The sequence below is a fragment of the Amycolatopsis silviterrae genome (assembly GCF_042684085.1).
Classification (GTDB): domain Bacteria; phylum Actinomycetota; class Actinomycetes; order Mycobacteriales; family Pseudonocardiaceae; genus Amycolatopsis; species Amycolatopsis silviterrae.
This window is the reverse complement of sequence record NZ_JBHUKS010000039.1, coordinates 1-23960: the sequence shown is the minus strand read 5'-3', so window position 1 is coordinate 23960 and position 23960 is coordinate 1. Positions and strand designations below refer to the sequence as shown.

The 23960-nt window shown below is 70.3% G+C and carries 18 protein-coding genes; 15 read left to right on the top strand and 3 right to left on the bottom strand.

The features are described from left to right. Positions 1–401 precede the first annotated feature (401 nt). The 5 genes from ACFSVL_RS44755 (at position 402) to ACFSVL_RS44735 (ending at position 5323) form a co-directional block, all read left to right on the top strand. The gene (locus tag ACFSVL_RS44755; protein ID WP_378313978.1) at positions 402–1712 is read left to right on the top strand and encodes an ammonium transporter; all 1311 of its coding nucleotides are present in this window, start codon (positions 402–404) and stop codon (positions 1710–1712) included. Continuing rightward, complete coding sequence (locus tag ACFSVL_RS44750) at positions 1709–2047, top strand: P-II family nitrogen regulator (RefSeq protein WP_378313977.1); 339 nt, start codon at positions 1709–1711, stop codon at positions 2045–2047. The genes ACFSVL_RS44755 and ACFSVL_RS44750 overlap by 4 nt, the downstream gene beginning before the upstream one ends. Positions 2048–2145: 98 nt before the next feature. Continuing rightward, entirely contained in the window at positions 2146–3609 is a 1464-nt protein-coding gene (locus ACFSVL_RS44745) for an FAD-dependent oxidoreductase (protein ID WP_378313976.1), read from the top strand. Next, on the top strand, positions 3606–4715 hold the full coding sequence (locus ACFSVL_RS44740; RefSeq protein WP_378313974.1) for a hypothetical protein: 1110 nt from the start codon (positions 3606–3608) through the stop codon (positions 4713–4715). Before ACFSVL_RS44745 ends, ACFSVL_RS44740 begins: the two co-directional genes overlap by 4 nt. A gap of 8 nt (positions 4716–4723) precedes the next feature. After that, positions 4724–5323 carry a TetR/AcrR family transcriptional regulator gene (locus tag ACFSVL_RS44735; RefSeq protein ID WP_378313972.1) on the top strand — a complete coding sequence of 200 codons (600 nt, stop codon included), beginning with the start codon at positions 4724–4726 and terminating at the stop codon, positions 5321–5323. 6 nt (positions 5324–5329) lie between these two features. Here ACFSVL_RS44735 and ACFSVL_RS44730 read toward each other — a convergent pair whose 3' ends face one another. Together ACFSVL_RS44730 and ACFSVL_RS44725 are read right to left on the bottom strand one after the other, a co-directional pair. After that, positions 5330–6874 (bottom strand): alpha/beta hydrolase, encoded by a 1545-nt coding sequence (locus ACFSVL_RS44730; protein WP_378313970.1) that lies wholly within the window; start codon positions 6872–6874, stop codon positions 5330–5332. Between the two features lie 105 nt (positions 6875–6979). Continuing rightward, on the bottom strand, positions 6980–7855 hold the full coding sequence (locus ACFSVL_RS44725) for an alpha/beta hydrolase (RefSeq protein WP_378313969.1): 876 nt from the start codon (positions 7853–7855) through the stop codon (positions 6980–6982). A gap of 101 nt (positions 7856–7956) precedes the next feature. On the opposite strand from ACFSVL_RS44725, the gene ACFSVL_RS44720 reads away from it, so the two are divergent. The 10 genes from ACFSVL_RS44720 to ACFSVL_RS44675 all read left to right on the top strand — a co-directional run bounded on the left by ACFSVL_RS44720 (position 7957) and on the right by ACFSVL_RS44675 (position 23070). Further along, positions 7957–8793 (top strand): helix-turn-helix transcriptional regulator, encoded by an 837-nt coding sequence (locus ACFSVL_RS44720; protein WP_378313967.1) that lies wholly within the window; start codon positions 7957–7959, stop codon positions 8791–8793. 241 nt (positions 8794–9034) lie between these two features. Beyond that, positions 9035–9328: a hypothetical protein gene (locus ACFSVL_RS44715; RefSeq protein ID WP_378313965.1), complete on the top strand. Its 294-nt coding sequence runs from the start codon at positions 9035–9037 to the stop codon at positions 9326–9328. Between the two features lie 480 nt (positions 9329–9808). Continuing rightward, positions 9809–10459: a winged helix-turn-helix transcriptional regulator gene (locus ACFSVL_RS44710; RefSeq protein ID WP_378313963.1), complete on the top strand. Its 651-nt coding sequence runs from the start codon at positions 9809–9811 to the stop codon at positions 10457–10459. 555 nt (positions 10460–11014) lie between these two features. Next, positions 11015–11890 carry a DUF1702 family protein gene (locus ACFSVL_RS44705; RefSeq protein ID WP_378313980.1) on the top strand — a complete coding sequence of 292 codons (876 nt, stop codon included), beginning with the start codon at positions 11015–11017 and terminating at the stop codon, positions 11888–11890. A 58-nt stretch (positions 11891–11948) separates the two neighbouring features. Then, complete coding sequence (locus tag ACFSVL_RS44700) at positions 11949–13844, top strand: FG-GAP repeat domain-containing protein (RefSeq protein WP_378313961.1); 1896 nt, start codon at positions 11949–11951, stop codon at positions 13842–13844. Then, on the top strand, positions 13841–14833 hold the full coding sequence (locus tag ACFSVL_RS44695; protein WP_378313959.1) for an enediyne biosynthesis protein UnbU: 993 nt from the start codon (positions 13841–13843) through the stop codon (positions 14831–14833). Before ACFSVL_RS44700 ends, ACFSVL_RS44695 begins: the two co-directional genes overlap by 4 nt. Further along, positions 14830–20094 carry an SDR family NAD(P)-dependent oxidoreductase gene (locus ACFSVL_RS44690; RefSeq protein WP_378313957.1) on the top strand — a complete coding sequence of 1755 codons (5265 nt, stop codon included), beginning with the start codon at positions 14830–14832 and terminating at the stop codon, positions 20092–20094. Before ACFSVL_RS44695 ends, ACFSVL_RS44690 begins: the two co-directional genes overlap by 4 nt. Further along, positions 20094–20504: an acyl-CoA thioesterase gene (locus tag ACFSVL_RS44685; protein ID WP_378313955.1), complete on the top strand. Its 411-nt coding sequence runs from the start codon at positions 20094–20096 to the stop codon at positions 20502–20504. The genes ACFSVL_RS44690 and ACFSVL_RS44685 overlap by 1 nt, the downstream gene beginning before the upstream one ends. Before the next feature lie 11 nt (positions 20505–20515). Beyond that, the gene (locus ACFSVL_RS44680) at positions 20516–21988 is read left to right on the top strand and encodes an MFS transporter (protein ID WP_378313953.1); all 1473 of its coding nucleotides are present in this window, start codon (positions 20516–20518) and stop codon (positions 21986–21988) included. After that, entirely contained in the window at positions 21985–23070 is a 1086-nt protein-coding gene (locus tag ACFSVL_RS44675; protein WP_378313951.1) for a cobalamin-independent methionine synthase II family protein, read from the top strand. The genes ACFSVL_RS44680 and ACFSVL_RS44675 overlap by 4 nt, the downstream gene beginning before the upstream one ends. On the opposite strand, the gene ACFSVL_RS44670 is transcribed toward ACFSVL_RS44675, so the two are convergent. Beyond that, on the bottom strand, positions 23061–23756 hold the full coding sequence (locus ACFSVL_RS44670; protein WP_378313949.1) for a DUF899 family protein: 696 nt from the start codon (positions 23754–23756) through the stop codon (positions 23061–23063). The genes ACFSVL_RS44675 and ACFSVL_RS44670 overlap by 10 nt on opposite strands. Positions 23757–23960 lie beyond the last annotated feature (204 nt).

Sequence of the window (23960 nt, the reverse complement as noted above, 5' to 3'; positions counted from 1 at the left end):
ACCCTCGGCGGCCTGAGCCCGGCCGAATACCGAGCCCAGACCCCCGCCGCCTAACCTTCACTTAGCAGTCCAACTTCCGGGGGCCAGTTCACTCAGGGTGCCCCTCACGGACTTGAAGAAACGGGCATTCCGGCATTCATCGGGCATTTAACTGACGTGGGTGTCCTTTATGGACGATCAGCAGGCTGAGACCGCCCGGCTTGAGTCCCTGGCATGGGACGCCGGTTCTGTGAAGGTTCCCCTCACGGACTTTCGGATGCGGTCGTGCGGGCACAAACCCTTTCTTCCGGTTCGCCGGTTTCGCCCGGTTGGGGGCAGGCGGCCGAAGCACAACGGAAACATCCTCGTAACACCGCGCGGTTAGCTTGCAGCGGCCGGTAGTCGAGACGAGGAGTTCCAGCGTGGTGGATACCGGAAGCACGACGTGGCTGCTGGTCAGCGCGGCGCTGGTGATGCTCATGACGCCGGGTCTCGCGCTGTTCTACGGCGGCATGGTCCGCGCGCGCAGCGTGCTGAACGTGATGGCGATGACGTTCGTCTGCCTCGCCACAGTCGGCCTGGTCTGGGTGGCCTACGGCTACTCGCTCGCGTTCGGCTCCGACTGGTTCGCCGGTCTGCTCGGCGACTTCCGGCTGGCGGGGCTGCGGGGGCTCGCGGAGCGGACCGTCACGCTCGGCGGGACCACGGTGCCGCTGTATGCGTTCGTGGCGTTCCAGATGATGTTCGCGATCATCACCGTGGCGCTGCTGGCCGGCGCGATCGCCGAGCGCGCCCGGTTCTGGACCTGGACGGTGTTCTCCGCCGTCTGGGTCACGCTGGTGTATTTGCCGGTGGCGCACTGGGTTTTCGCCCCGGACGGGTGGATCGCGGCGAAGCTGCACGTGCTGGACTTCGCGGGCGGCACGGTCGTCGAGGTCAATTCCGGCGCCGCCGCGCTCGCGCTGGCGCTGGTGCTCGGCCGCAGGCACGGCTGGCCGCGGCAGGCGGTCCGGCCGCACAACCTGCCGTTCGTGATGTTCGGGGCCGGGCTGTTGTGGTTCGGCTGGTTCGGGTTCAACGCGGGTTCCGCGCTGGCCGCGAAAAACCTTGCCGCGACGTCGTTCCTGAACACCGCCGTCGCGGGCGCGGCGGCGGTGGTGGGCTGGCTGCTGGTCGAGCAGCTCCGCGACGGGAAGCCGACCACGCTCGGCGCCGCGTCCGGCGCGGTGGCCGGGCTGGTCGGGATCACGCCGGGGTGCGCTTTCGTCGAACCGCTGGGCGCGATCGCGATCGGCGCCGTCGCGGGCGTGGTGTGCGCGTTCGCGGTGAGCCTGAAGTACCGGTTCGGGTTCGACGATTCGCTGGACGTCGTGGCGGTGCACGGGCTCGGCGGGTTCGCCGGGACGCTGCTGATCGGCTTGTTCGCGACGGTCAGCGTCAATCCGCAGGGCGCGGACGGCCTGTTCTACGGCGGCGGTTTCGGCCAGCTGTGGCGCCAGACGGTGGGAACCCTGGCGGTACTAGGGTATTCGTTCGTGGTGACCCTCCTGATCGGCTGGGTCATGCACAAATTCCTGGGATTCCGGGTCGACCGCGAGGCCGAGATCGACGGTGTCGACGAGGCCGAGCACGCCGAAGGCGCGTACGAGCTGGCAATCCAGTCCGGACGCCGGGGGAGCGCGCCCGCCGGTGCGCCGGGGACGTCCCGGCCCGCGCGCGAGGAGACCCGATGAAGCTGCTGACCGCCGTCGTCAAACCGTTCGTGCTCGACGACGTCCGGATCGCGCTGCAGGAACTCGGCATCGCCGGGATGACGGTGAGCGAGGTCCGCGGGTACGGCAGGCAGAAGGGCCACACCGAGATCTACCGGGGCGCGGAGTACGCGGTCGACTTCATCACCAAGTACCGCCTGGAGATCCTGCTCGACGACGACCAGGTCGACGCCGCGCTCCGGACGGTGCGGGAAACCGCGCACACCGGCAAGATCGGCGACGGCAAGATCTGGGTCACGCCGGTGGAGACCGTCGTCCGGGTCCGCACCGGCGAGCGCGGCCGCGACGCGCTGTAGCCGAAGAATCGTTACGCAGAGCGACTGTTTGACACGCGCACCCAGTCATTCATACATTATCGACGACTTTGTATGAATGATGAGCGGAGCTGGTTCGGATGAAGCTCGGCAAGACCGCTGTCGTCCTCGGCGGAAGCGCCGCGGGCCTGTGCACGGCCGGGGCGCTGTCCCCCTACTTCGATCAAGTCCTCGTGCTGGAGCGCGACGAGCTTCCGGCGGAGGCGGAGCACCGGCGCGGCGTGCCGCAGAGCAAGCACCCGCACTTCCTGCTCAACTCCGGCCGCCGGGCGATCACCGCGCTCTTCCCCGGGTTCGAGGACGACCTCACCGCGGCGGGCGGACTGCACCTGATGCCGTCGATGGACGCCGCCTACCTGGACCGGGAGGGCTGGTCGGCGCGCAAGCGCAGCGCGATGACGATGGTCTACAGCTCGCGGATCCTCATCGAGCGCGTCCTGCGGGACAAGGTCCGCGAACTGTCCAATGTAGACATCCGGGAACGCGTCGCCGTGCGCGGCCTGGCCGCCTCCGCCGGCGCGGTCACCGGGGTCGAGATCGCCGCACCGGCCGGCGAGGAACACCTGGCCGCCGACTTCGTCGTGGACGCGATGGGCCGCGGCTCCGCGGTCGCGAACTGGCTGGTGGCGGCGGGCTGGCCGGAGCCGGAGGTGCGGACCCTCGACGCCAAGGTCACCTACACCTCGCGCTGGTACGAGCTGCCCGAGCCCCGGCCGGAGTCCTGGTGGTGGCAGCACCTGGTGCTGATGCCGACCCAGGACCGCGGCCGGCACCCGGCGGAGCACGAGTTCCTGGTGAACTTCTTCCCGATCGAGGGCGACCGGGCCATCGCCTGCATGGGCTCGTGGGGCCTGGAAATGCCGCGGACGACCGACGCCTTCGTCGAGTCGGCGCGCCGGACGCGGACGCCGTTGTTCGCCGCCGCGATGGACCGCTGCGCGCCCACCTCGGAGGTGCATCTGACCCGCTCCACCGGCAACCGGTGGCGGCGTTACGACCGCTGGCGGAATCCGCCGCGTGGCCTGGCGTTCGTCGGCGACTCGATCTGTGCGTTCAATCCGTTCTACGCGCAGGGCATCAGCTCCGCCGCCGGTTCGGCGCTGCTCCTGCGCGAGCATCTCGCGCGGGCCGCCAGTCTCGACGCGGGCTTCTGCGCGCGATTCCTTACCGCACAACGTGATCTTCTCGAAGTGCCGTGGACCCTGGCGATGGCGCGCGACCGCGGTTACGAGTGCGCCGAGGGCACCGAACGGCTGCCCGCGTGGCAGCGCCGCCTCCTCGCCGCCGTGTCCGCCCCGGCGTTCAGCCTCATCGTCGGCGCCGCACGGGAGGACGACGTCGTCGACGAGCATTTCGCCAAGGTCTTCAACCTCGACGAATCGCTGGGAGAGATGATGCGCAACCCGCGCGTCCTCGCCGGGCTGGCGCGCTACTGCGTTCGCTCTTTGCTGGGCCGCCACCGGGTGCCCTTCGGCTTCGATCCCCAGGCCGAGCCGCCCGCCACGGACTACTCGCCGTCCGCCGCTACTGCCGCCGCGCGATGAGCGGCGCGTGCGGGCCCGACGCGGAGGCGGTCACCCGGCAGTTGGGCTTCGACTGCCACGCGGTCAGCCCGGTGGTCTCGGTCCGGGCGCCTTGGGACCTCGCCAACTGGACGATGCCGCTGCTCGAAGTACTGATCATCGGCGGCGCCGTCTTCGCGCTCTGGCACGCCGTACGCCGCTACCGCGCGGGCGACCCGGTCAACCTGGCGCTGTGGTGGGCTTCGCTGGTCTACCTCGTCGTCACCGAACCGCCGCTGTACTTCCCGGAGTGGTTCGGCCTCGACCGGCTGTACGGATTCATCTTCGCGCACAACCAGTTCACCGTGCAGTTCATGGGAGACCGGCTGCCGCTCTACATCGTGGCGTTCTACCCGGTGATCAGCCAGCTCGCCTACGAACTCGTGCGGTCGCTCGGGATCTTCCGCCGGCGCGGCCCGCTCGCCGGGGCAGTCGCCGTCGCGTTCGCTTGCCAGGTCTTCTACGAGGTCTTCGACCAGGTGGGCCCGCAGCTCAAGTGGTGGGCCTGGAATCCCGCCAACCGCATCGTGAATCACCCGGCGCTGGCCTCGGTCCCGATGACCAGCATGCTGCTGTTCGCGTCGGTCTCGATGGCGGGCATGACCTACCTCGTAGTGCGCTTCACCGGACAGCGCCGCGGCTGGCAGCTGGCACCGCGCATTCTCGCGGCGGGCATCCTCACCCCGCTCACCATGGCGATCGCTGGTATCCCGGCAAGCCTGTTCGGCGGGGACAACCCCAATACGACGGCGCAGGCGTGGATCCTCGGTGCCGAACTGGCCCTGGTCTGGCTTGGCGGGGCGTGGGTCGTCGTGTCGCAGCTGCGCTCCAGAGATCGCGGCCTGGACGAGCCGCTGTCGGCGTTCGGCCGCTACTATCCCGCGATCTACCTGTGCGGCCTGGCAGTGTGCTGGATCGGCGCGCTGCCCGCCTATCTCGGAGCCCGGGACGGCGTCACCAGTTCCGGCACCCCGATCGGCAGTGGCCCGTACGCACTCGCCTGTTTCGCCGCCGCCAGTCTGCTGCTGGCCGCGCAAGCATCGGTCTCGCGCCGGTCACTCGTTGCCCCGCGGTCCGGTCTGGGATGATCGCCGCCATGGGATACCACGGGTGGCAGGGCGACCCGCCCGGCGCCGAGGACGAGGCTCGCCGCCGGATCGTGCAGGCGGCGATCGCGTGCCTCGACCGGGCCGGGCTGGCCAAGACCAACCTTTCCCACGTCGCGGCGGAAGCAGGCGTGACCCGCCAGACCGTTTACCGCTATTTCCCCAGCCTGGCCGAAATCCTGCGCGCGGTCGCCCACGCGGGCGCCGAGGAGTTCGCCGAACGGATGCGGGCGCACCTGGCCGAGTTCGACAGCCCGGTGGAGGTCGCGGTCGAATCCGTGGTCTACGCCGTCCGCACCTTGCCCGACGAGCCCTACCTCGGTTTGCTCCTGCAGGCCGGGGAAGCCGACTTCTTCACCGCCGGGACCGCCACGCCCCCGTCCTTCTCCCTCGGGGCACGGATCCTGCGCGACACCGAGGTCGACTGGGCCGCCGCCGGAGTGCACACCGACGCCGAACTCCACGGCCTGGCCGAACTCCTGATGCGGCTGTTCATGTCGTTCCTCCAGTACCCGTCGACTCCACCAGCCACCGACGACGAACTGCGCGGCCTCGTGCGCCGCTGGATCGGCCCCGCACTGGGCGGATAGCGGCGGCTACTCGAACGGTCGATGGTCTGGGACGCATCGGGTGCCGGGACGGGGCAGTTGCAGATCGATGAGGTACCGCTCGCGCAGCCGGTCGGTGCAGGTGCTGCCGAGCGGGTTGTGCCCGTGTCCGTCGACGACGACCAGCCGGGCGTTGCCCAGCGCGCGCTGGGCGTCGTAGGCGAAGGCGACCGAGGTGACGGGGTCGAAACGGTTGTTGATCAGCAGCGCGGGGGTCTGGGACCGCAGCGTCCAGGGCCCCTGGTGGCGCTGCGGGTAGCCGCCGGGCGGTGCGGTCCAGGAGGCGCAGGCCTGCAGCTGGTACAGCCAATGCCTGCCGTAATCCGGTGCGGCCGCGTCGAATGCGCGGGCCAGCGCGGGCCATGCTCCGGGAGCCGGCGGGAACTCGTTGTCCGCACAGGAGATCGCCGTGTAGGAGTCGAGGAAGTCCAGCCGGAAACCGGTGACCTGGTAGATCTCCCGCAGCGGTGCCGGGTCGGCGTCCGGGCCGCGTTCCAGCCCGTCGAGCAGTTCGGCCAGCGCGGGCCAGCCGCGTGCGGTGTCGTAGAGCAGCTGGGCGTGCAGCGGGACGACGTCGGCGTAACGCAGTACCAGCGCGTCCTTTCCGTGGCCGACGGTGATTGGCCCGCGCTTGAGCCGGGCCAGCACGGAAGCGTTGCGCGCCAAGGTATCCCCGGCCACCGGGCACCGTGCCGCGCCGGCTTCGGTGCACAGCCGCGCGAACTCGCGCAGCACTTCCTCGGTGCCTGTCGAACGTCGCCACAGCATCCCCAGCGTGTCGCTGGTGTACCCGACGGGGTCGATCATCGCGTTCAGCTGCAACGCCCGGACGCGGCCGGGGAACAGCGCGCCGTACACCTCGCCGAGGTAACTGGCGTACGAACCGCCGCTGAAGGTCGTCTTCCGGTCGCCCACGGCCCGGCGCAGCAGGTCGAGATCGCTCGCGGCGTCGACCGTGGTGAGATGGCCGATCAGCTCCGCGTCGTGCGCGGCGCAGCCACGGGCGAGTTCCCGTCCGCGCTGCTCGGCGAGCCGTTCCTCCGCCGGATTCGCGGGTGGCAATGCTGTGCTCGCCCAGAACCGTTCCTGTTCGGCAGGCGAAGCGAAACACCGCACCTGACGGCTGCGTCCGATCCCGCGCTGGTCGAAACTCACCACGTCGAACCGCCGCGCGAGTTCGCCCTCGGCAAGCGGCCCCTGCTTGGCGGCGTCGACTCCCGACCCGCCGGGCCCGCCGACCGCGGTCAACAACGTGCCGATCCGCCGGCCCGGGTCGGCCGCAGGCTGCCGGATCACCGCCAGCGGCAGCCGTTTCCCCTGCGGACGGGCGTAGTCCAGCGGCACTTCGGCCACCGCGCACTGGTACCGCTCCAGACCCGCCTCCCGGCACGGGCCCCAGTCGAGCACCGGCGTGCTGGCGGCGTCCGCGCGCACGGCCGCCGCCGACCTCTCCACGGCGGACGCCGCTGGTGCGGCGGTGCCGAGGAGGAACAGAACCAGGAATCCGGGCAACGCCTTCCGAAAGATGACCACGATCGGATCATGGCGGTGCCGGCGGTCCGCCGTCGTCAGTCGAAAGGCGGACCCCTCACATCCCCGACCGCGAGGTCGGCAACGAACCTGGTTGGCGGACGGCACTCACAGGTGCTTGCCGAAGAACTCGGCCAGTTTCTCCGTCGCCGCGCCGACCGCCGTCGGTCGGTCGTAAAGGTCTACATGGGACGCTCCGGGGACACGGAACATCTCCTTCGGGCCGGTCGCGCGCTGGAACGCCTCGATGCTCATCCACTCGGTCACGGCGCGGTCGCCGACGATCGTCAGCAGGGCCCGCGGGCCGAGCAGCGAGAGCGGCGCGAAAGCGTCGAAGAACGCGAGCCGGTCGATGCTGTCCCAGGTCAGCGTCTTGGCGGACCGGGGGTGCGCGCCGCGCGGGGTGCAGTAGTACTCCCAGCCCTCGTAGGCGTGCTCGCCGGCGGCACGGGCTTCCTGCTCGTTCGCCGGGAAGACCGGCAGACCGCCGGAAGCGGTGCGGGAAGCGGTCAGCATCGCGTCGAATACCGCCGGGTCCTGGGTTCCGTCGGCGCCAAGGCGCAGCTGGCGGGAGACATCGGCGGCGCTGACCGTGGCGACGGCGCGCACTCGGCGGTCGGTGGAGGCGGCGGTCAGCGCGTAGCCGCCGGACGCGCAGATGCCGAGCAAACCTATCCGGGCGGGGTCGATGTCCTCGCGGCCGGCCAGGTAGCTGACGGCGGCTTTGAAGTCCTCGACTCGTTGAGCGGGGTCTTCGAGTCCGCGCGGCAGGCCCTCGCTTTCGCCCTGGTAAGCGGCGTCGAAGGCGAGAGCGGCGTAGCCGAGTGCAGCCATCTTTTCGGCGTACAAGCCCGCGGTCTGTTCCTTCACGCCGGTGCCCGGATGCCCGACGACCAGCGCGGGACGCGGGCCAGGGGCGTCCGGGAGGTAGAGGTGGGCGGCGACGCGGAGGTTGTTGCTGGAGAAGGAGATGTCGTTTCGCATGCCTTCAGCTTCGGCGCGGTCCAGAGGCGCGACCAGGGACAGTGCTGCCTATGCACCCCAGTACCAGGCAAGCAGCCTGAGGCACCCGGCACACTGGAGACATGGCGAACGAACTGGGCGACTTCCTGCGTGCCCGCCGGGCGGCGGTCGATCCGCGGCAGGCCGGGTACCCGGACGACGGACGGCTGCGGCGGGTCCCCGGGTTGCGCCGCGAGGAGCTGGCTCAGCTCGCACACCTCAGCATCGACTACATCGTGCGTCTCGAACAGGGCCGCACGAACCGCGTCTCCCGGTCGGTGCTCGACGCGCTGGCCGATGCGCTGCAGCTCGCGCCGGACGAACGCGCGTACCTGTTCACGGTCGCCGACGTCGCGCCGGTGTCGCCGCGGACCCCGGCCCGGCCCGAAATCGCGCCCCGGTTACAGCAGCTGCTGGACACGATGCGCGACATTCCGGCGATGGTGCTGCACCGCCGGATGGACGTGCTGGCCTGGAACCGCGGGAGTGCCGCACTGCTCACCGACTTCGAGAAATTGCCGGTGGCGGAAAGAAACCTGATCCGGCTGACCTTCGTGGACGAGTCATTCCGGACGCTGTACGCGGACTGGCCGCGGGCCGCGCGCGAGTGCGTTTCGGTGCTGCGGATGGAAGCAGGCCGGACGCCGCACGATCCGGCGTTGAGCGCGCTGGTCGGCGAGCTGAGTGTGCGGGACCCGGATTTCCGGCGGTGGTGGGCGGATCACCAGGTGCGCGGGCCGCGGGCGCTGTCGAAGGTCTATCGCCATCCGGTGGCCGGCAAGCTCGAACTCGACGTTCAGCAGTTCACAGTGGACACTCATCCGGAGCAGCTGCTGGTGGCCTATACCGCACAACCGGGTTCGCCGAGCGAGGAGGCGCTGCGGTTCCTGCTGCAGTGGTCTCCCGAGCGAGCCCGTTGAAACTCGCCGAGCGGGCCTGACGGAATCGAACAGCTGTCAGCGGACGATGATCTTGCCGCCTTTGGGTCCCCTTGACCGTGCTGAAGGGCCGGCTGGCTGCGGGCCGACATCCCGGGCAGCGCCTCAAGTCCCCCGAACTGTGCGAGCGGTACGCGACGAGCGTCGGCGAGGATCTCGAGGACCTGACCAAGGCGCGACGTCCAGCGGGGAGGTCCTCGCGGTGGCCGCGCACCATCTGCTCGTGCCCCGGTCACTCAGCGCGGAGCTGGTCCGCCGTAACCGGCTGAGCCTGCGCGCCGAATCGCCGGGCAGCACACTGGGATGTCCTGCCGCCGGCCACGCCGCGGTCAGGACCAGCTCGGACTGCGCGAGCGGTTCGATCACGATGTCCGCGGAGCCGCTCTGCCGACCGGAACAGGTCATCTTGACCGGCTGCACCCGCGTTCCGGTCTTGGCGTGCGCACCCGCGGTGATCCGGACGTGGGCTCCGGCGGCGGTCCGGGTGGCGACGATCGGCTGGCGTGGCGAACGCTGACGCTTTCGGTCTCGATGACAGGCTCCGTGGTTCGGTGTGACCACATGGCGCCAGCGGGGCCCGCTCGGGTCGTTACCTGTAACAATACTGAAGCTGGCACCACCGCGCATTCCGCGGGCAAAGGGCAGGGCCGGGGCGCAGCAGCAGGCGTACCTGCCCGGCAGGCGAGCAGCGCGCCGACCACTATCGACGTCGAGGCCGCGGCGCTCGGGTCCGCGGTGCGGGTTGAGACTGTTGCCCTGCCCGTTCGGCTCCTCGAAGTGCTGACCCGATGCGGTGAGTGCTGACCCGATCGAGAGAGGAAAGATCGAAAACCGTTACCGTATCTATACGCGAACCTTGCCTGAACCGGACCATCCGGGGGATCGGCGACCTCACCGAGTAGTCCGCCGCGGCGCGTCGTGCCGCCAACCGGTCTAACCACGGTGTTACTATCGATTCATAGAGTTACCTGATGATCGGCGAAGGGCGACGAGAGCGATGGCTGGCAAGCGTGACTACGGGCAGTTCTGCGGCCTGGCCGCGGGCCTGAACGTGATCGGCGAGCGGTGGACCTTGCTTATCGTCCGCGAACTCCTGATCAGCCCGGTGCGTTTCAACGAAATCATCGAAAACCTCCCGGGAATGGGGCCGAACCTGCTGGCGGAACGGCTCCGGATACTCACCGAGGAGGGCGTGATCGAGCAGTTGCCCGTTCCGGGGGACGGCCGGGGCAAGCGCTATCAGCTTTCCCCGCTGGGGGAGCAGTTGCGCGCTCCGTTGCTCGATCTCGCGAAGTGGGGCATGCAGTTTCTGGCGGAAAACGACCGGGACGGCGAGGTGCGCGCCGAGTGGGGCTTCCTCGCCGTGCAGGCCATGGTCGTCGCCGACCAGGTGCCCGAGGTCGACGAGTCGTACGAGTTCCGGGTCGGCGACGACGTGTTCACTGTCGAGGTGCGCGAGCGGACCGCGAAGTTCCTGCGTGGCGGAGCCGAGGACCCAGCGCTGATCATCGCCAGCGACGCGGAGACGTTCGTCCGGATCGGGGCCAGGATGACCACCCCGTTCGACGCGCTGGCGACCGGTGACATCAAGATCGAAGGTCCGGCCGAAGCGGTGCACCGGTGCACCCGCATGCTGGGACTGTCTTGACAAAACCGGCGAGCGGGTTTTGGCGGTCTAATTCCGTCGGCCGGATTTAGCTATATATTTTTATAGTTAAAGGGTTCTTGTGTTCCCATGTTCGACGCGGCGCGGGTTCGCTGCGTCGCCGGCCGGCCGTCTTTCCGGAGGGCGACCAGTTCGCGCAGTCTCCGGTCGGCAGCGGTTCCGCGCGCTGACATCCGACCAGGACATCAACCATCCGCATCATTGTTAAGTTCCGCAGAACGCATTCTTCGAATCAGGCATGGAATCCTATTTCGTGCGCGCGAAGTCTATCCCTCGTGGCAATAGTCCGGTCGAGTTAACGGCTTTTCCCGGGATGGCCGACCGTGCGGCGATTGACCTCGGCACGGTCTTGACCTGGCTTGTCGGGCACTGGTACCACAAAGAGGCTCGCAAGTTCTGAGCTGCATTGGCCGTCGTTCCTCCCGGGTTGGAGCGGACGTCGTTTGACTGCGAGTTCCTGCCGCATTGAGGGGGGTGCGTCCGGTGAAGAATGGCGGTCCGGCACCGTTTGCCGGAAGGGTGCGCCTGCCCGCCGGGATGGCGGACTTCGCCCGTCGGGGTTTCCGTCTGGACCGGCCCGCGGACCGGTCGGTCCTGGAAAAGTGCGCCCGCGGTTTCATCGACGGATTCAACGCTGTCGCCGGATGGCGTGATCCACACGGGGCGCTGGCGCGGATTCCGGAGAAGGAAAGGGGTTTCGCCTACGAAGGGGCCGGTATGCGCGCGGCGCTGACCGACCTCGCGACCATGGGCTCCGCGGGTGCGCTCGCCAAGCTGCTGGCCGGTCCCGGTTCCGGCTATGTCCATCTCGTGCACGTCGGCTACGGCTGGGGGCTGGTGCCTTCCCGGCTGCCGGTACCGGTAGTTCTGCCGCGCACGCCGTTGCTGCGCTGGCTCGCGCTCGACGGCGCCGGATTCGCCGAGGTCTATTTCGGCGGAATTGCCGCGGCGAAACGGCGGGCCCGTTCGGCGGGCACTGCGAAAGGAGACGCGCGGCTCGCCGGATGCGGGCGTGCGCTGTGGTTCGCGGAGGCCGCGGATCCGGACGGAATTGCCCGCGTGATCGCGTCGCTCCCGGCGGCGGCCCGGCCGCATCTGTGGGCCGGGGTCGGGCTGGCCGCGTGTTACGCGGGAAGTGCGGGCGAAACGAAGATCGAAAAGGTCGCGAAGGCAAGCGGCACAGCCGAACCGTATCTGCGGCAGGGTGCTTTGTTCGCCATTGCCGCGCGTTTTCGCTCGGGGATCGTACCGGCGCATACCGCGCTCGCCTGCCGGCGACTGTTCGCGGTTGAGCCCGGCGAGGCGGCGGAATGGACGGAAACCGCCGCCGACGGACTGAACGACCGTTCTGACCCCGAAGCGTATCTGGAGTGGAAGTCCCGGCTGCGGAAGCTGGCCTGCCGTCCGGCGTGATCGAGAGGTCCGCAGCGGTCCGGAAAAACACATACCGAGCTAGTGAGGGGGACTGAGTGTGCGCACTATATGGCGCAGACCCGTACCGATCCTCGTCGGGTTGGTGTTCGTCGTCGTGGCCGGCTTCTTCACCGCCCGGCCCAGTCTCGGCGCGGACGAGACCTCGGCGCTGGCCGGGCGTTTCGGCTTCGACAAGGTTCCGCTGAACTCAGCCCCCGCGCATGCCCGCGCCGAACGGACGGTCGAGCCTTCGCTGGAAGGCATCCGCGCGTGGATCTCCGCGGTGGGCTCCGCGGTGGCGCTGGCCGATCTGCGCGGGCTCGGCCGCACCGCGGACGCATGCCTGGTGGACCCGCGGGACGATTCGGTGACCGTCTTGCCGGTGCCCGGTGCCGGCGGACCGCAATACACCCGGTTCCAGCTGGTCCCGAGCGGACTGCCCTACGACGCGACGATGGCGCCGATGGGCTGCGTGCCCGCGGATCTGAACGAGGACGGCAGGCTGGACTTCCTGGTGTACTACTGGGGTCGCTCGCCGGTGCTGTTCCTCGACCAGGGCGCGCCCGGCCAGCTCCCGGCGGCCGCCCGATTCCGGCCGAGCGAGCTGATCTCGCCGATGCAGGTGTGGAACTCCAGCGTGGTCAACGTCGGCGACGTGGACGGGGACGGGCACCTGGACGTGCTCGTGGGCAACTACTTCCCGGACGGGGCGCGGGTGCTCGACCCCGCCGCCGCGGACGACACCCGGATGCAGATGCAGGACGGGATGAACAAGGCACGCAACGCGGGCACGAACCGCCTGCTGCTCCTCCGCCCGACCGGGGCACCGGGCGCGGCTCCGGCGGTATCCGATGCCAGCACGGCGTTTCCGGCGGATTCGGCGAACGCCTGGACCCTGGCGCTCGGCCTGCAGGACCTGACCGGAAACGGGCTCCCGGACGTGTATGTCGCCAATGACTTCGGCCCGGACCAGTTGCTGGTCAACACCTCCTCGCCGGGCCGTGTGCGGTTCACCGAGGCGAACGGTTCCCGGGACCTGGTGACACCGAGGTCCGAGGTGCTCGGCCACGACTCGTTCAAGGGCATGGGCGTGACCTTCAGCTACCAGGGGGACCAGGAGCTGCCGATGATCGCGGTCAGCAACATCACCACGCCGTATGCCTTGCAGGAGAGCAATTTCGCGTTCGTCCCGACCGGAGCCGGGCGGCAATTGCTGAACGGTGCGTTCCCCTACGACGAGCGCAGCGAAGACCTCGGGCTGGCCCGCTCGGGCTGGGGATGGGACATCAAGGCGGGCGACTTCGACAACTCCGGCGCCGACGAGCTGATGCAGGCGACCGGGTTCCTGAAGGGGGACACCGACCGCTGGGCGCTCCTGCAGGAGCTCGCGCTCGGCAACGACGAGGTGCTGCGCTATCCGGCGGCGTGGCCGCACTTCCGGCTCGGCGACGACCTCTCCGGCCACCAGAGCAATCCGTTCTACGCGCGCTCGGCAAGCGGGCGGTACACCGATCTGGCCGGCCCGCTCGGCATCGCCGACACCTGGAACACGCGCGGCCTCGCCTTCGGAGACGTCGACGGTGACGGGAAGCTGGACGTGCTGGTCGCGAACCAGTGGGAGGACTCGGTCCTGCTGCGCAACACCTCGCCCAGCACCGGCGCGGGTGCGGACCTGAACCTTGTCCAGCCCGCCGCCGCGGGCGGGACCAGAGCGGCGATCGGAGCGGCGGTGACCGTGCACGGCGCACACCCGCAGAAGACCCAGCTGTACCCGGCGAACGGGCATGCCGGGGTTTCCGGGAGCCTCGTACACCTGGCGCTGCCGGACCGCGCGCCCGTCAACGCGACGGTCACCTGGCGTTCCGGCACGACCGTGCACAGCGCCGAAATCACCGTCGCGCCCGGTCACCGTACCGTGCTGCTGCGGCCCGACGGAACGGCGGCGGCCCAGTGACCGCCGCGCAGCGAACGGCCGAACCGGTCACGGCGGGCGGCGGAGCGTCCGGCGAACCGCGCGGACGACCGGCCGCGGACGTGCGGGTCAAAGCACTGGAGCGGTTCGCGATGTCGCTGACCGGCTTCAACCTCCTCGGCTACCTGGTGCTGGGATTCGAGCAGTCGCCGGTGACTCCGCTCGCCTCGCTGGCGACCAGCTACGCGGTGGCATTGCTGCTGGAGTGGCTGGACGCGTGGGCACATCAGCGTCGTCCGCAATTCGCGGGCGGCCCGCGCGCGCTGTTCGTGTTCCTGCTGCCGCCGCACATCACCGCGCTGGCTTGTTCGATGCTGCTGTACGGCAACGCCTCGATCTGGCCCTATCTGTTCGCGGTCGTGGTCGCGCACGCGACGAAGTATCTGTTCCGGCTCCGGATCAAGGGCAAGCTCCGGCACGTGCTCAACCCGTCGAACGCGGGAATCGTGGTGACCCTGCTGGCCTTTTCCTGGGTCGGCATCGCGCCGCCGTACCACTTCACGAACTACATCACCGGTGCCTGGGATTGGCTGCTGCCGCTGGCCATCCTGATGGCGGGCACCATGCTGAACGCGATGCTCACCGCGAAGATCCCGTTGATCCTGGGCTGGGCAGGCGGCTACCTGCTGCAGGCGGTGCTGCGCTGGCTGCTGTTCGACCACGCGCTGCTGGGCGCGCTCGTGCCGATGACCGGACTGGCGTTCGTGATCTACACGAACTACATGATCACCGACCCGGCCACTTCGCCGTCGAAACCGCGCAACCAAGTCGTTTTCGGCTTCGTCAATGCGGTCGTCTACGGCGTGCTGGTGGTCTGCGGCGTGGTCTTCGGGTACTTCTTCGCCCTCGTGATCACGTGCGTGCTGCGCGCGGCGGTGCTGTTCGCGGTCGAACAACGCAGGAGGCGCGCCGCGAATGCGGCAGCGGCGCGGGAGACACCGGCGAGCAGCCCCGTCGGGAGCGCGCTGTGACCGGCGACCGGATCGCGGTCGTCGGGCTGGCCTGCCGGTATCCGGACGCGACAAGTCCGGAACAGCTGTGGCAGAACGTGCTCGGGCGCAGGCGTGCCTTCCGTCGGCTGCCCGAGGTCCGGCTGGGCGCGGGCTATCGGGGCGGACCGCGGGACGTGGACCTCGCCACCGTCTCGCACGCGGCGGTATTGCGCGACTGGGAGTTCGACCGGCAGCGGTTCGCCATTCCCGGGCCGTTGTACCGGGCGGCCGACCAGACCCATTGGCTGGCGCTGGAAACCGCGGCCGCGGCGCTCGCCGACGCGGGCTGTCCGCTCGGCGAGGGGCTCGACCGGGACACCGCGGGGGTGATCTTCGGCAATTCGCTCGCCGGCGAGTTCACCCGCGCCGGGACGCTGCGGCTGCGCTGGCCCTTCCTCGCGGACGCGGCGGCGACCTCGCTGCGGGCGGCGGGGATCGGCGACGACGCGGCAGCCGACGTGCTGCACCGCCTGGAAGAACTGGTCAAACAGCCGTTCCCGGTACCGGGCGACGAAACGCTCGCCGGTGCGCTCGCGAACACGATCGCCGGGCGGGTCTGCAACCAGTTCGACTTCCACGGCACCGGCTACACGGTCGACGGGGCCTGTTCGTCCAGCCTGCTCGCGGTGATGACGGCCTGCCGCGCGCTTGCCGAGCGGGAATGCGACTTCATGCTCGCCGGCGGCGTGGACATGTCCCTGGATCCGTTCGAACTGGTCGGGTTCTCCCGGCTCGACGCGCTCGCGAAGGACGAGATGCGCGTGTACGACGCCGATCCGACCGGCTTCCTCCCTGGCGAAGGGTGCGGCGTGGTCGCGCTGATGCGCGCGGAGGACGCCGAACGCGCGGGACGGCGCAGCTATGCCCAGATAGTCGGGTGGGGGTCCTCTTCGGACGGAGCGGGCGGGCTGTCGCGGCCGGAACGCCGAGGGCAGGTGCTCGCGCTGACCCGCGCGTATCGCAAGGCCGGGATCGAACCGCGCCGGGCCGGGCTGATCGAGGGCCACGGCACCGGTACGGCGGTCGGCGACCACGTCGAACTCCGGACGCTGAAAGAGGTTCTCGGTGCCGGCGCGCCCGCCGCACTCGGCACGGTCAAAGCGAACATCGGGCACACCAAGGCCGCCGCCGGGGTGGCCGGGCTCATCAAGGCGGTGCTGGCGGTGGCCCACCGCGTGCTGCCGCCGACCACCGGCTGCGTTCGGCCGAACGAACTCCTGCGGGGGGCGCGGTTGCGGGTCCTCGAAGAGCCCGAGCCGTGGACGGACCCGCTGCCGACCGCGGGCGTGTCTTCGATGGGGTTCGGCGGGATCAACGCCCACGTCGTGCTCGAAGGAACGCGGGCGGAAGCTCCTCCGGTGCTTTCCGCGGGCGTGCGCCGGTGGTCCGCACGCATCGGAGCGGCCGAGATCGTGTATCTCGGCGCGGGCGACAGTGCGGGGCTCGCGCAGCGGCTTGACGCGCTCGCCGGCACGGCGGTTCAGCTGTCCGCCGCGGAAGTCGGCGATCTGGCTGCGACCGCCTGGCGGACGAGCGGCGGCGGCGAAGGAGTGCGAGCGGCCCTCGTGGCGCGTACGCCCGACGAACTCGCCTCGGCGGCGCGGGCCGCCGCACGTGCGGCCGCGGACTGGGACGGCGGTCTCCGCTTTGCCGAGCACGAGGGCTATGCGCTCGGCTCCGGGCCGGCGCCGCGCGTGGGACTGCTGTTTCCCGGTCAGGCCGCACCGGTGCGGCCTGACCGGGCGCGCTGGGCGGAGCGGGTGACGTTCCCGCCGTTGCCCAGCGCGTTCACGGCCTCGACCGACACCGCCGTCGCGCAACCGGTGATCGTTTGGCAGTCGCTCGCGGCGCTGGCCTGGCTGCGGGAACTCGGCACCGTGGTCGACGCGGCCTGCGGGCACAGTCTCGGCGAGCTGACGGCTTTGCACTGGGCAGGCGCGTGTTCGGCGGCGGAGGTGCTGCAGTTGGCGGCGGCACGCGGCCGGATCATGGCCGAGCATGGCATCGGCGAGACCACGATGGCCGGGCTGGCCGTCACGGCCGACGACGCGCGCCCGCTGCTGTCGGGCACGGACGCGGTGATCGCTGGGTACAACGCGCCTGAACAGATCGTGGTGTCCGGCCCGAGGGAAGGGGTCCGGGCCGTACTGGACCGTGCCGCGGCCGCGGGCGTGCGAGCTGCCGAGCTGGCCGTGTCGCACGGTTTCCACAGTCCCGCGATGCGCGCCGCGGAGGGTCCGCTGCGCGCCGCGCTCGGCGACCTCGGCCAGCCGGCCCGTCCGGTGGTGTCGACCGTGACCGGCAAAGAGATTTCCGCGACCACGAGCGGAATCCGCGAACTGCTGGTCGACCAGCTCACCCGGCCGGTGCTGTTCTCCGACGCGGTCGCCGAACTGGCCCGCCGCTGCGAGCTGATGGTCGAAGCCGGTCCCGGCACGATGCTGACCGGTCTCGCCGCGGCCAACGGAATCCGCGCGGTGAGCATGGACTGCGGCGGCGACGAGCGGCGGCACGCGTTCGCCACCGCCGTGCTCGCCGCCGCTGGGGCGGCGGACCTGGACCCGTGGTTCGCCGGGCGCGCGTTCCGGACGCTGCCGCTGGACGCCCGGCCCTCCTTCGTCGCGAACCCGTGCGAGATCCGGAACGGATGGACGAGCGCCGCCGAGCTTCCGGCCGGGCCGCGCGACCAGACCGGAAGCTCGGCCGCGCCTGCCCGCACCGAGCCCGGCCGCGGCGAAACCGACCCGCTGACGGCGCTGACCGGGTACCTCGCCGCCGCGCTGGAACTCCCGCCCACCGCGATCACCCCGGATGCCACGCTGCTCGGCGATCTGCACCTCAACTCGTTGCAGGTGGTCCAGCTGGTTAGCAGCGTGGCGGACGCGCTGGACCGGCAGCCGCCGGACACGCCGCTGTCGCTGGCCGACGCCACGGTCGGCGACGCGGCGCGGGTCCTGGCCGGGCTCTCCGAAGCCGGAAGCCGGACCGGAACCGTCGCGTCCATTCGCCCGTGGGTTCGGTCGTTCGAACCGCGATGGGTACCGTTCGAAGCAGGCGAACCCTCGCCGGTGCGCTGGGAGGTGCGGGCGGGTGCCGGGCACTGGCTGCACGAATCGGCGGATGAGGGCGAGCCGTCCGGGATTGCCGTGGCGCTGCGGACCGGGGCCGGGCCGGGCACGGTGGCGGCCCTGCTTAGCGAGATCGACGCACGGCGTCCCCGGCACCTGTTCGTCGTCCACACTGGGCACCCGGCGGCCGCGGGACTGGCCAGGAGCGTTTCGGCCGAAGCCGATTCGTGTTCGGTGACAGTCGTCGAGATGCCGGACGAGAACCAGCGAGTCGACCCGGCCGCGCTGGCCGGGCACAGCGGGTACCTCGAACTCCGGTGCGAGCCGGACGGGTCTCTGCGTCGAGCGGTCATGGTGCCTTCGGCACACTCAACCGGCGCACCGCTTCCGCTGGCGAAGGACGACGTCTGCCTGGTGACCGGAGGAGTTCGCGGCATCAGCGCGTACGTCGCCGCCGCGCTCGCCCGGCGGACCGGCTGCGTCCTCGTACTGGCCGGCCGGACCCCGGCCCGAGATCCGGCGGTGGCGGAAGCGCTCGCCGCGTTGCCGGTGGCCGCGCACTACGTGTGCGCCGACGTCGCTGACACCGCCGGACTGGTGGCAGTCGCCAGCGGATTCGGCCCGGTGCGGGCGCTGATCCACGGCGCGGGAGTCAACGAACCGAGACTGCTGGGCGATGTCAGCGGAGCGTCGCTGGCCGAGACCCTGCGCCCGAAGGTTTCCGGGCTGCGCGCGCTGCTCGACCAGTTGCCCGGCTTGCGGCTGGTGCTCGGGTTCGGTTCGATCATCGGCCGGCAGGGGCTGGCCGGGCAGGCGGAGTACTGCGTCGCCAACGACTGGCTGCGCGTCGAACTGGAACGGTGGGCGGCCGAGCATCCGTCCTGCCGCACGCACGTCCTCGAATGGTCGTTGTGGGCGAAACTCGGCATGGGCGCGCGGATGGACGTGCTGGACACCTTGCGCCGCCGCGGCGTCGAGCCGATCGAACCCGAACTGGGCGTCCGTGCGCTGTTCGACATGCTGGCCGATCCGGGGGCGCCGTGCACGGTGCTGCTCGCCTCGCGTTTCCCGGCCAGTCCCACGCTCAGCGTCGGCGAGCCCGCGACCATGGCTCGTTTCGCCGAACGGATTCCGGCGCACGTGCCCGGCGTCGAGGCCGTGCTCGAAGCCGATCTCGCGCTCGGTTCCGACCCGTATCTGGACGAGCACCGCATCGACGGGATCCCGGTGCTCCCCGCGGTGGTCGGGATGGAGGCGATGGCACAAGCGGCCTCGTTCGCCGGCGGCCCGGCGCTGCCGCTGTCGTTGCGGGACGTCGAGTTCCGCGCACCGGTCGCCGGCGAGCGCACCATCCGCGTCAGTGCGCTGTCCGAAGAGGACAGAGTGGACGTCGTGCTGTCCGACGACGCCGAGCGGTTTACCGCAAAGGTGCGCGCGGCTGGCCCGCGTCCGCCGGACCAGCTGGCCGCGCCGATCGCCGACGGGCGGGAAAACCCTTGGTACGGAAGTCTTTTCTTCCACGAGGGCCGGTTCCGGCGAATGTCGGACTACGTGGAGCTGTCGGCGTTCCGGGTGCGGGCGCTGATCAACCCCGGCAAGCCAGGGCCGTGGTTCTCGCCGTTCCACAGCGGCAGCCTGGTGCTGGGCGACCCGGCCGCGCACGACGCGACCATCCACGCGCTGCTGGCCTGCGTGCCGCATCGGCGAGCGCTGCCGGTCGGCGTGGCGCGGTTCAGCGTGTGGGCGGAGCCGTCCGGGCCGCTCGTCGTGCACGCGCGGGAGACTGGGCACACCGCGGACGACTACGAGTTCGACGCTGTGCTGACCCGGCCGGACGGCACCGCGGTGGCGGGCTGGCAGGGGCTGCGGTTGCGGGCGACCGGAGAGCTTTCGTGGCCGGACGGGCTGCCCGCGCGTCTCGTCGGGCCTTGGCTGTCGCGGCGGCTGATCGAAACCGGGCTCGCCGACGACCTGGAGATCGTCACCACGGGCACCGGGCGGAACCTCGTCGCCGAGGTCTCGTCCGGCACGGTCACGGTGTCGGCCGGAACGGCGGCCGACGGGGAACTGGCGGTGGACGACTCCGGCGGGCATCCGGTGATCACGGCCACGACGCGAGTGCTCGGGACCGCGGAGCCGCTCAAGCTGACGATCGCCGCCGGGGGCCGGTAATGCGCGCTTTCCACCACCGCCACGTCGTCACGCTGGACGAGACGAATCTGGTCGGCAACGTGTACTTCGCGCATTACGTGCACTGGCAAGGCCACTGCCGGGAGCACTTCCTCGCCGCGCGCTCGCCGGGGGTGCTGAAATCGCTCCAGGCAGGCGAACTGGCGATGGTGACGGTGTCGTGCTCGATGGACTACTACGCGGAATGCTTCGCGCTCGACGAGATCGACATCGCGATGACCCTGCGCGCCCAGAACGGGAACCGGATAGCGATGGATTTCGAGTTCCGGCGCGCCGGACAGCTCGCCGCTCGTGGCGCCCAGTCGGTCGCCTGCATGAAACGGACCGGCTCCGAGGTGACGCCGGTCGAGATTCCGCAAGAATTGGCCGCCGCCCTGCGACCGTTCGGCTGAGGGGACGCGCGATGTCCAAACCAGACTGGAGGTGGGCGGTCGCCGGCGGAACGGCGGTGGTGCTCATCTCCTCCGTTATCGGCGTCGTGCGCGCGCTCGCCATGGATCATGCGATGACCGGCCCGCCTGGCCACGACATGGCGATGCCGGTGCCTGGCGCGCGGATTCCGTTGCAGGGCATGCCTTTGTCGGAGATGCCCGAGATGTTCGCCGCCGCTGCGGGACTGCTGCTCGTGATCGCGGGCACGGCGCTGCGGACCGGACGCCGGCCACAGCCGCCGCCGGAGGGCAAGCGACGGCTCTTCGCCGCCGTGATCGGGACGGCCGCGCTCACCATCGACGTGAGCAAGACCTCCACGCTCGGGTTCGTGATTCCCGGCCTGCGCGCCGAGTACGGACTGGATGCGAAAGCCGCGTCGTTCCTGGCTGTCGCCGGGCTGACCGGCACCGCGATCGGGGCCGTCGTGTTCGGCGTCCTCGCCGACCGCTGGGGCCGCCGCGGCAGCTATCTCGTCGCGACGCTGGCTTTCGCGGCGACGAGCATGTGCGGTTCGATGCCGACGTTCGCTGGCAATGTCGTGATGTGCGCGCTCATGGGCACCTCGGTAGGGGGACTGGCGCCGCTGCTGATCGTCATGCTGACCGACGCGTTGCGGAGCAGTTCGCGAAGCTCCGCGGTGATCGCGCTTTCCGTGCTGGCCAGCGCCGTCGGCTACCTCGTCGCGGCCGGTTCGGCACTGTGGCTCGAACCGGTCTTCGGATGGCGGGTGCTGTGGCTGATCGGCGCACCGACCGGGCTGGCGCTGGCGGCGCTCACGCCGTGGGTGCCGGACCGGATCGAGCCGCGGGAGACCGCCGGAATCGCCGAAGCAGTGCACGTCCGGGCGCTGGGCTCCGGCCTGCAACGGGGCTACGCGTTCCTGATCGGAGTGCTCACCTTCGGGCTGACGACGTGGGTGCCGAGCCTCGCGCGGTCCGGCGGGCTCGCGGTGGCCACCGCGAATCTGTGGTTGAGCGTGGCCGCGGTGGTGATGGTGCCCTGCGCGCTGCTGCTGACCTGGTGCCACCGGAGATTCGGCCCGGTCCGGCTGAGCGCGGGGCTGGCCGCCGCCACGGCCGCGCTGCTGCTCGTGCTGACCGGGAGCGGCGCGGTGTCGTCGGTCGCGTGGGTGTGCGCCGGTGCGCTCGTCGCGGCTTTGTTCTCGGTCAACACGATGGCCGCGGTGTTCCTGCCGATCGCCGCGGATCTCGCCGATCCCGCCGGCCGGGGCCGGACGACCGGTGCGGTGTCCTTGTGCAACCGGCTGGGCGGGCTCTGCGGGCCGCTGCTGATCGCGGCGTTCGTCTACTCGGCATCGGACGTCCTGGTCGCGGTGGCGGCGCTCGCGCTGTGTTCGGCCGTCGCCGCGTGCTGGATCGGCAGGCGGCACCGGATCGCGGTCCGGGAAACGGTTCAACCGGACGGAGAGGCAGGCGCTCGATGACACAGCAGATCCCGACCGAGCCGATCGGGAGCATTCCGCGGCCGGACTACCTGGTGCGCGGCTTGCGCGAATTCGCGGAGGGGCGGATCGGGCAGTGGCAGCTGGACCAGCTGCAGGAGACCGCGCTCGCGGACACCTTGGAACGGTTCGAGGCCACCGGATCCCCCGTGGTCACCGACGGCGAGCAGGCCAAGCCGAGCTTCGTGACCTATCCGCTGGCCGGGCTGCACGCCCTCGCCCCGGACGGAGCGGTCCTCCCGTTCGCGGACGGGCACACGCGGCGGCTGCCGCGGCTGACCGCCGGGCCGTTCGCCTACCAGGTGTACGCCGACGAATACCTGCGAGCGGCGCGGGAACGCACCCGGCAACCGGTGAAGCAAGCGGTAATCGCCCCGTCGGCGCTGAGCCTGCTCTATCCCGAGACGGGGATCGCGGGCTACTCGCGGGAAGATTTCCTCGCGGACCTCGCTTACGGGAGCGAGGCCGACATCCGTCGGTGCCTCGACGCCGGCGCGGAGACGGTGCAACTCGATTTCACCGAAGGCAGGCTTTCGCTCAAACTTGACCCGTCCGGCGATCTGCTGCGCTCGTTTGTCGAACTCAACAACCGGGTGCTTGACCGGTTTTCGCCAGGAGAACGGGAGCGGATCGGAGTGCACAGCTGCCCCGGCGGAGACCTCGACTCCACCCACAGCCTCGACGTCAGATACGCCGCACTTCTCCCGGCATTGTTCGGCCTGCATGCCGGGAAGTTCTATCTCGCGCTCGCCGGCGAGCGCGAGCGCCGGGAGGTGCTGGCGGAGATCGCCCGGCACCGCCAGGACGGGCAGCGGGTGTTCGTCGGGGTGACGGATCCGCTCGACCCGCGCGTCGAGACCGCGGGGGAGGTGTGCGACCGGGTGCTCGAAGCGGCCGAGTACCTTTCGGTCGAGTATCTCGGCACCTGCGACGATTGCGGGTTCGCTCCGTTCGCCGACGACGCGTCGACCTCCCGTGACATCGCGTTCGGCAAGATCGCCGCGCGAGTGCGCGGAACCGCGCTTGCGGCCGAAGCGCTCGAAATGGCCTCCGGTCAGGCGTAGTCGTTCCCGGCGTACCACTCTCCTCGGCCGCCTGGGAGCAGATCGAGCACGTTCCAGACCGGGGAGAGCAGATCGATGCCGCGCTGGCTGTCGTCGAGGAAGTTCGCCGGCAGCGTGTAGAAATGCCGCACGGCGTCGCCTTCGGCGGTGAAGACGCTGATCATCGGCCGCTGGTCGCCGTTGGAACGTTCGGCGTTGAGGTCCGCGTTGAACGAAGTGCCGTAGCTGGACAGGATCCGCAGCCCTGCCCAGCCGCGGCGCGCTGCCCACGCGCGGAGCTTGGGCAGGGGAGCCTTGCCGATCACCGCGAAGCCGGTGTGCTGTGCGAGATGGTGTGCCACCCCGCGGAACCCGTCCACCCACATTGAGCACATGGGGCACGCGGCGTCGTCGTCCGGGTGGAACATCAGGTGGTAGACGACGAGCGTGCGGTGCTCGCCGAACAGCTCGCGCAGGCCGGTTTCCCGCACCGGCTCCGCGAGGCCGGGATCCGCCGGGCCTTCGGCGAAGGCGTACTGGTCGAGCAGGAGTCCTCGCGGCATCCGGCGCCGTGCTGCCGCGACCTCCTCGATCCGGTCGCGCAGGGCCCGCTCCGCCTTCGCCAGTTCCAGGCGGGCGGCGACGTACTCCTCGCTCGCGCCGTTCGGCCACATCGGCTCGACAGTCTTCGGTTCGGCCTCGCTCATCGGAGCTGGTCTCCCTCCACGTCGGTCGGTGAACCAGACCACGGTAGGACCGCCCGGCCGTGCGGCTCAAGACACGCGGAGGCTTGTTTCTCCTGCGGAGAGCATTACTATTGGAAATTAAAGCGACCAGCCTGCGCGGAGGGAGTGCGCATGTTTGAGAGGTTCACCGACCGCGCGAGGCGGGTGGTCGTCCTGGCCCAAGAA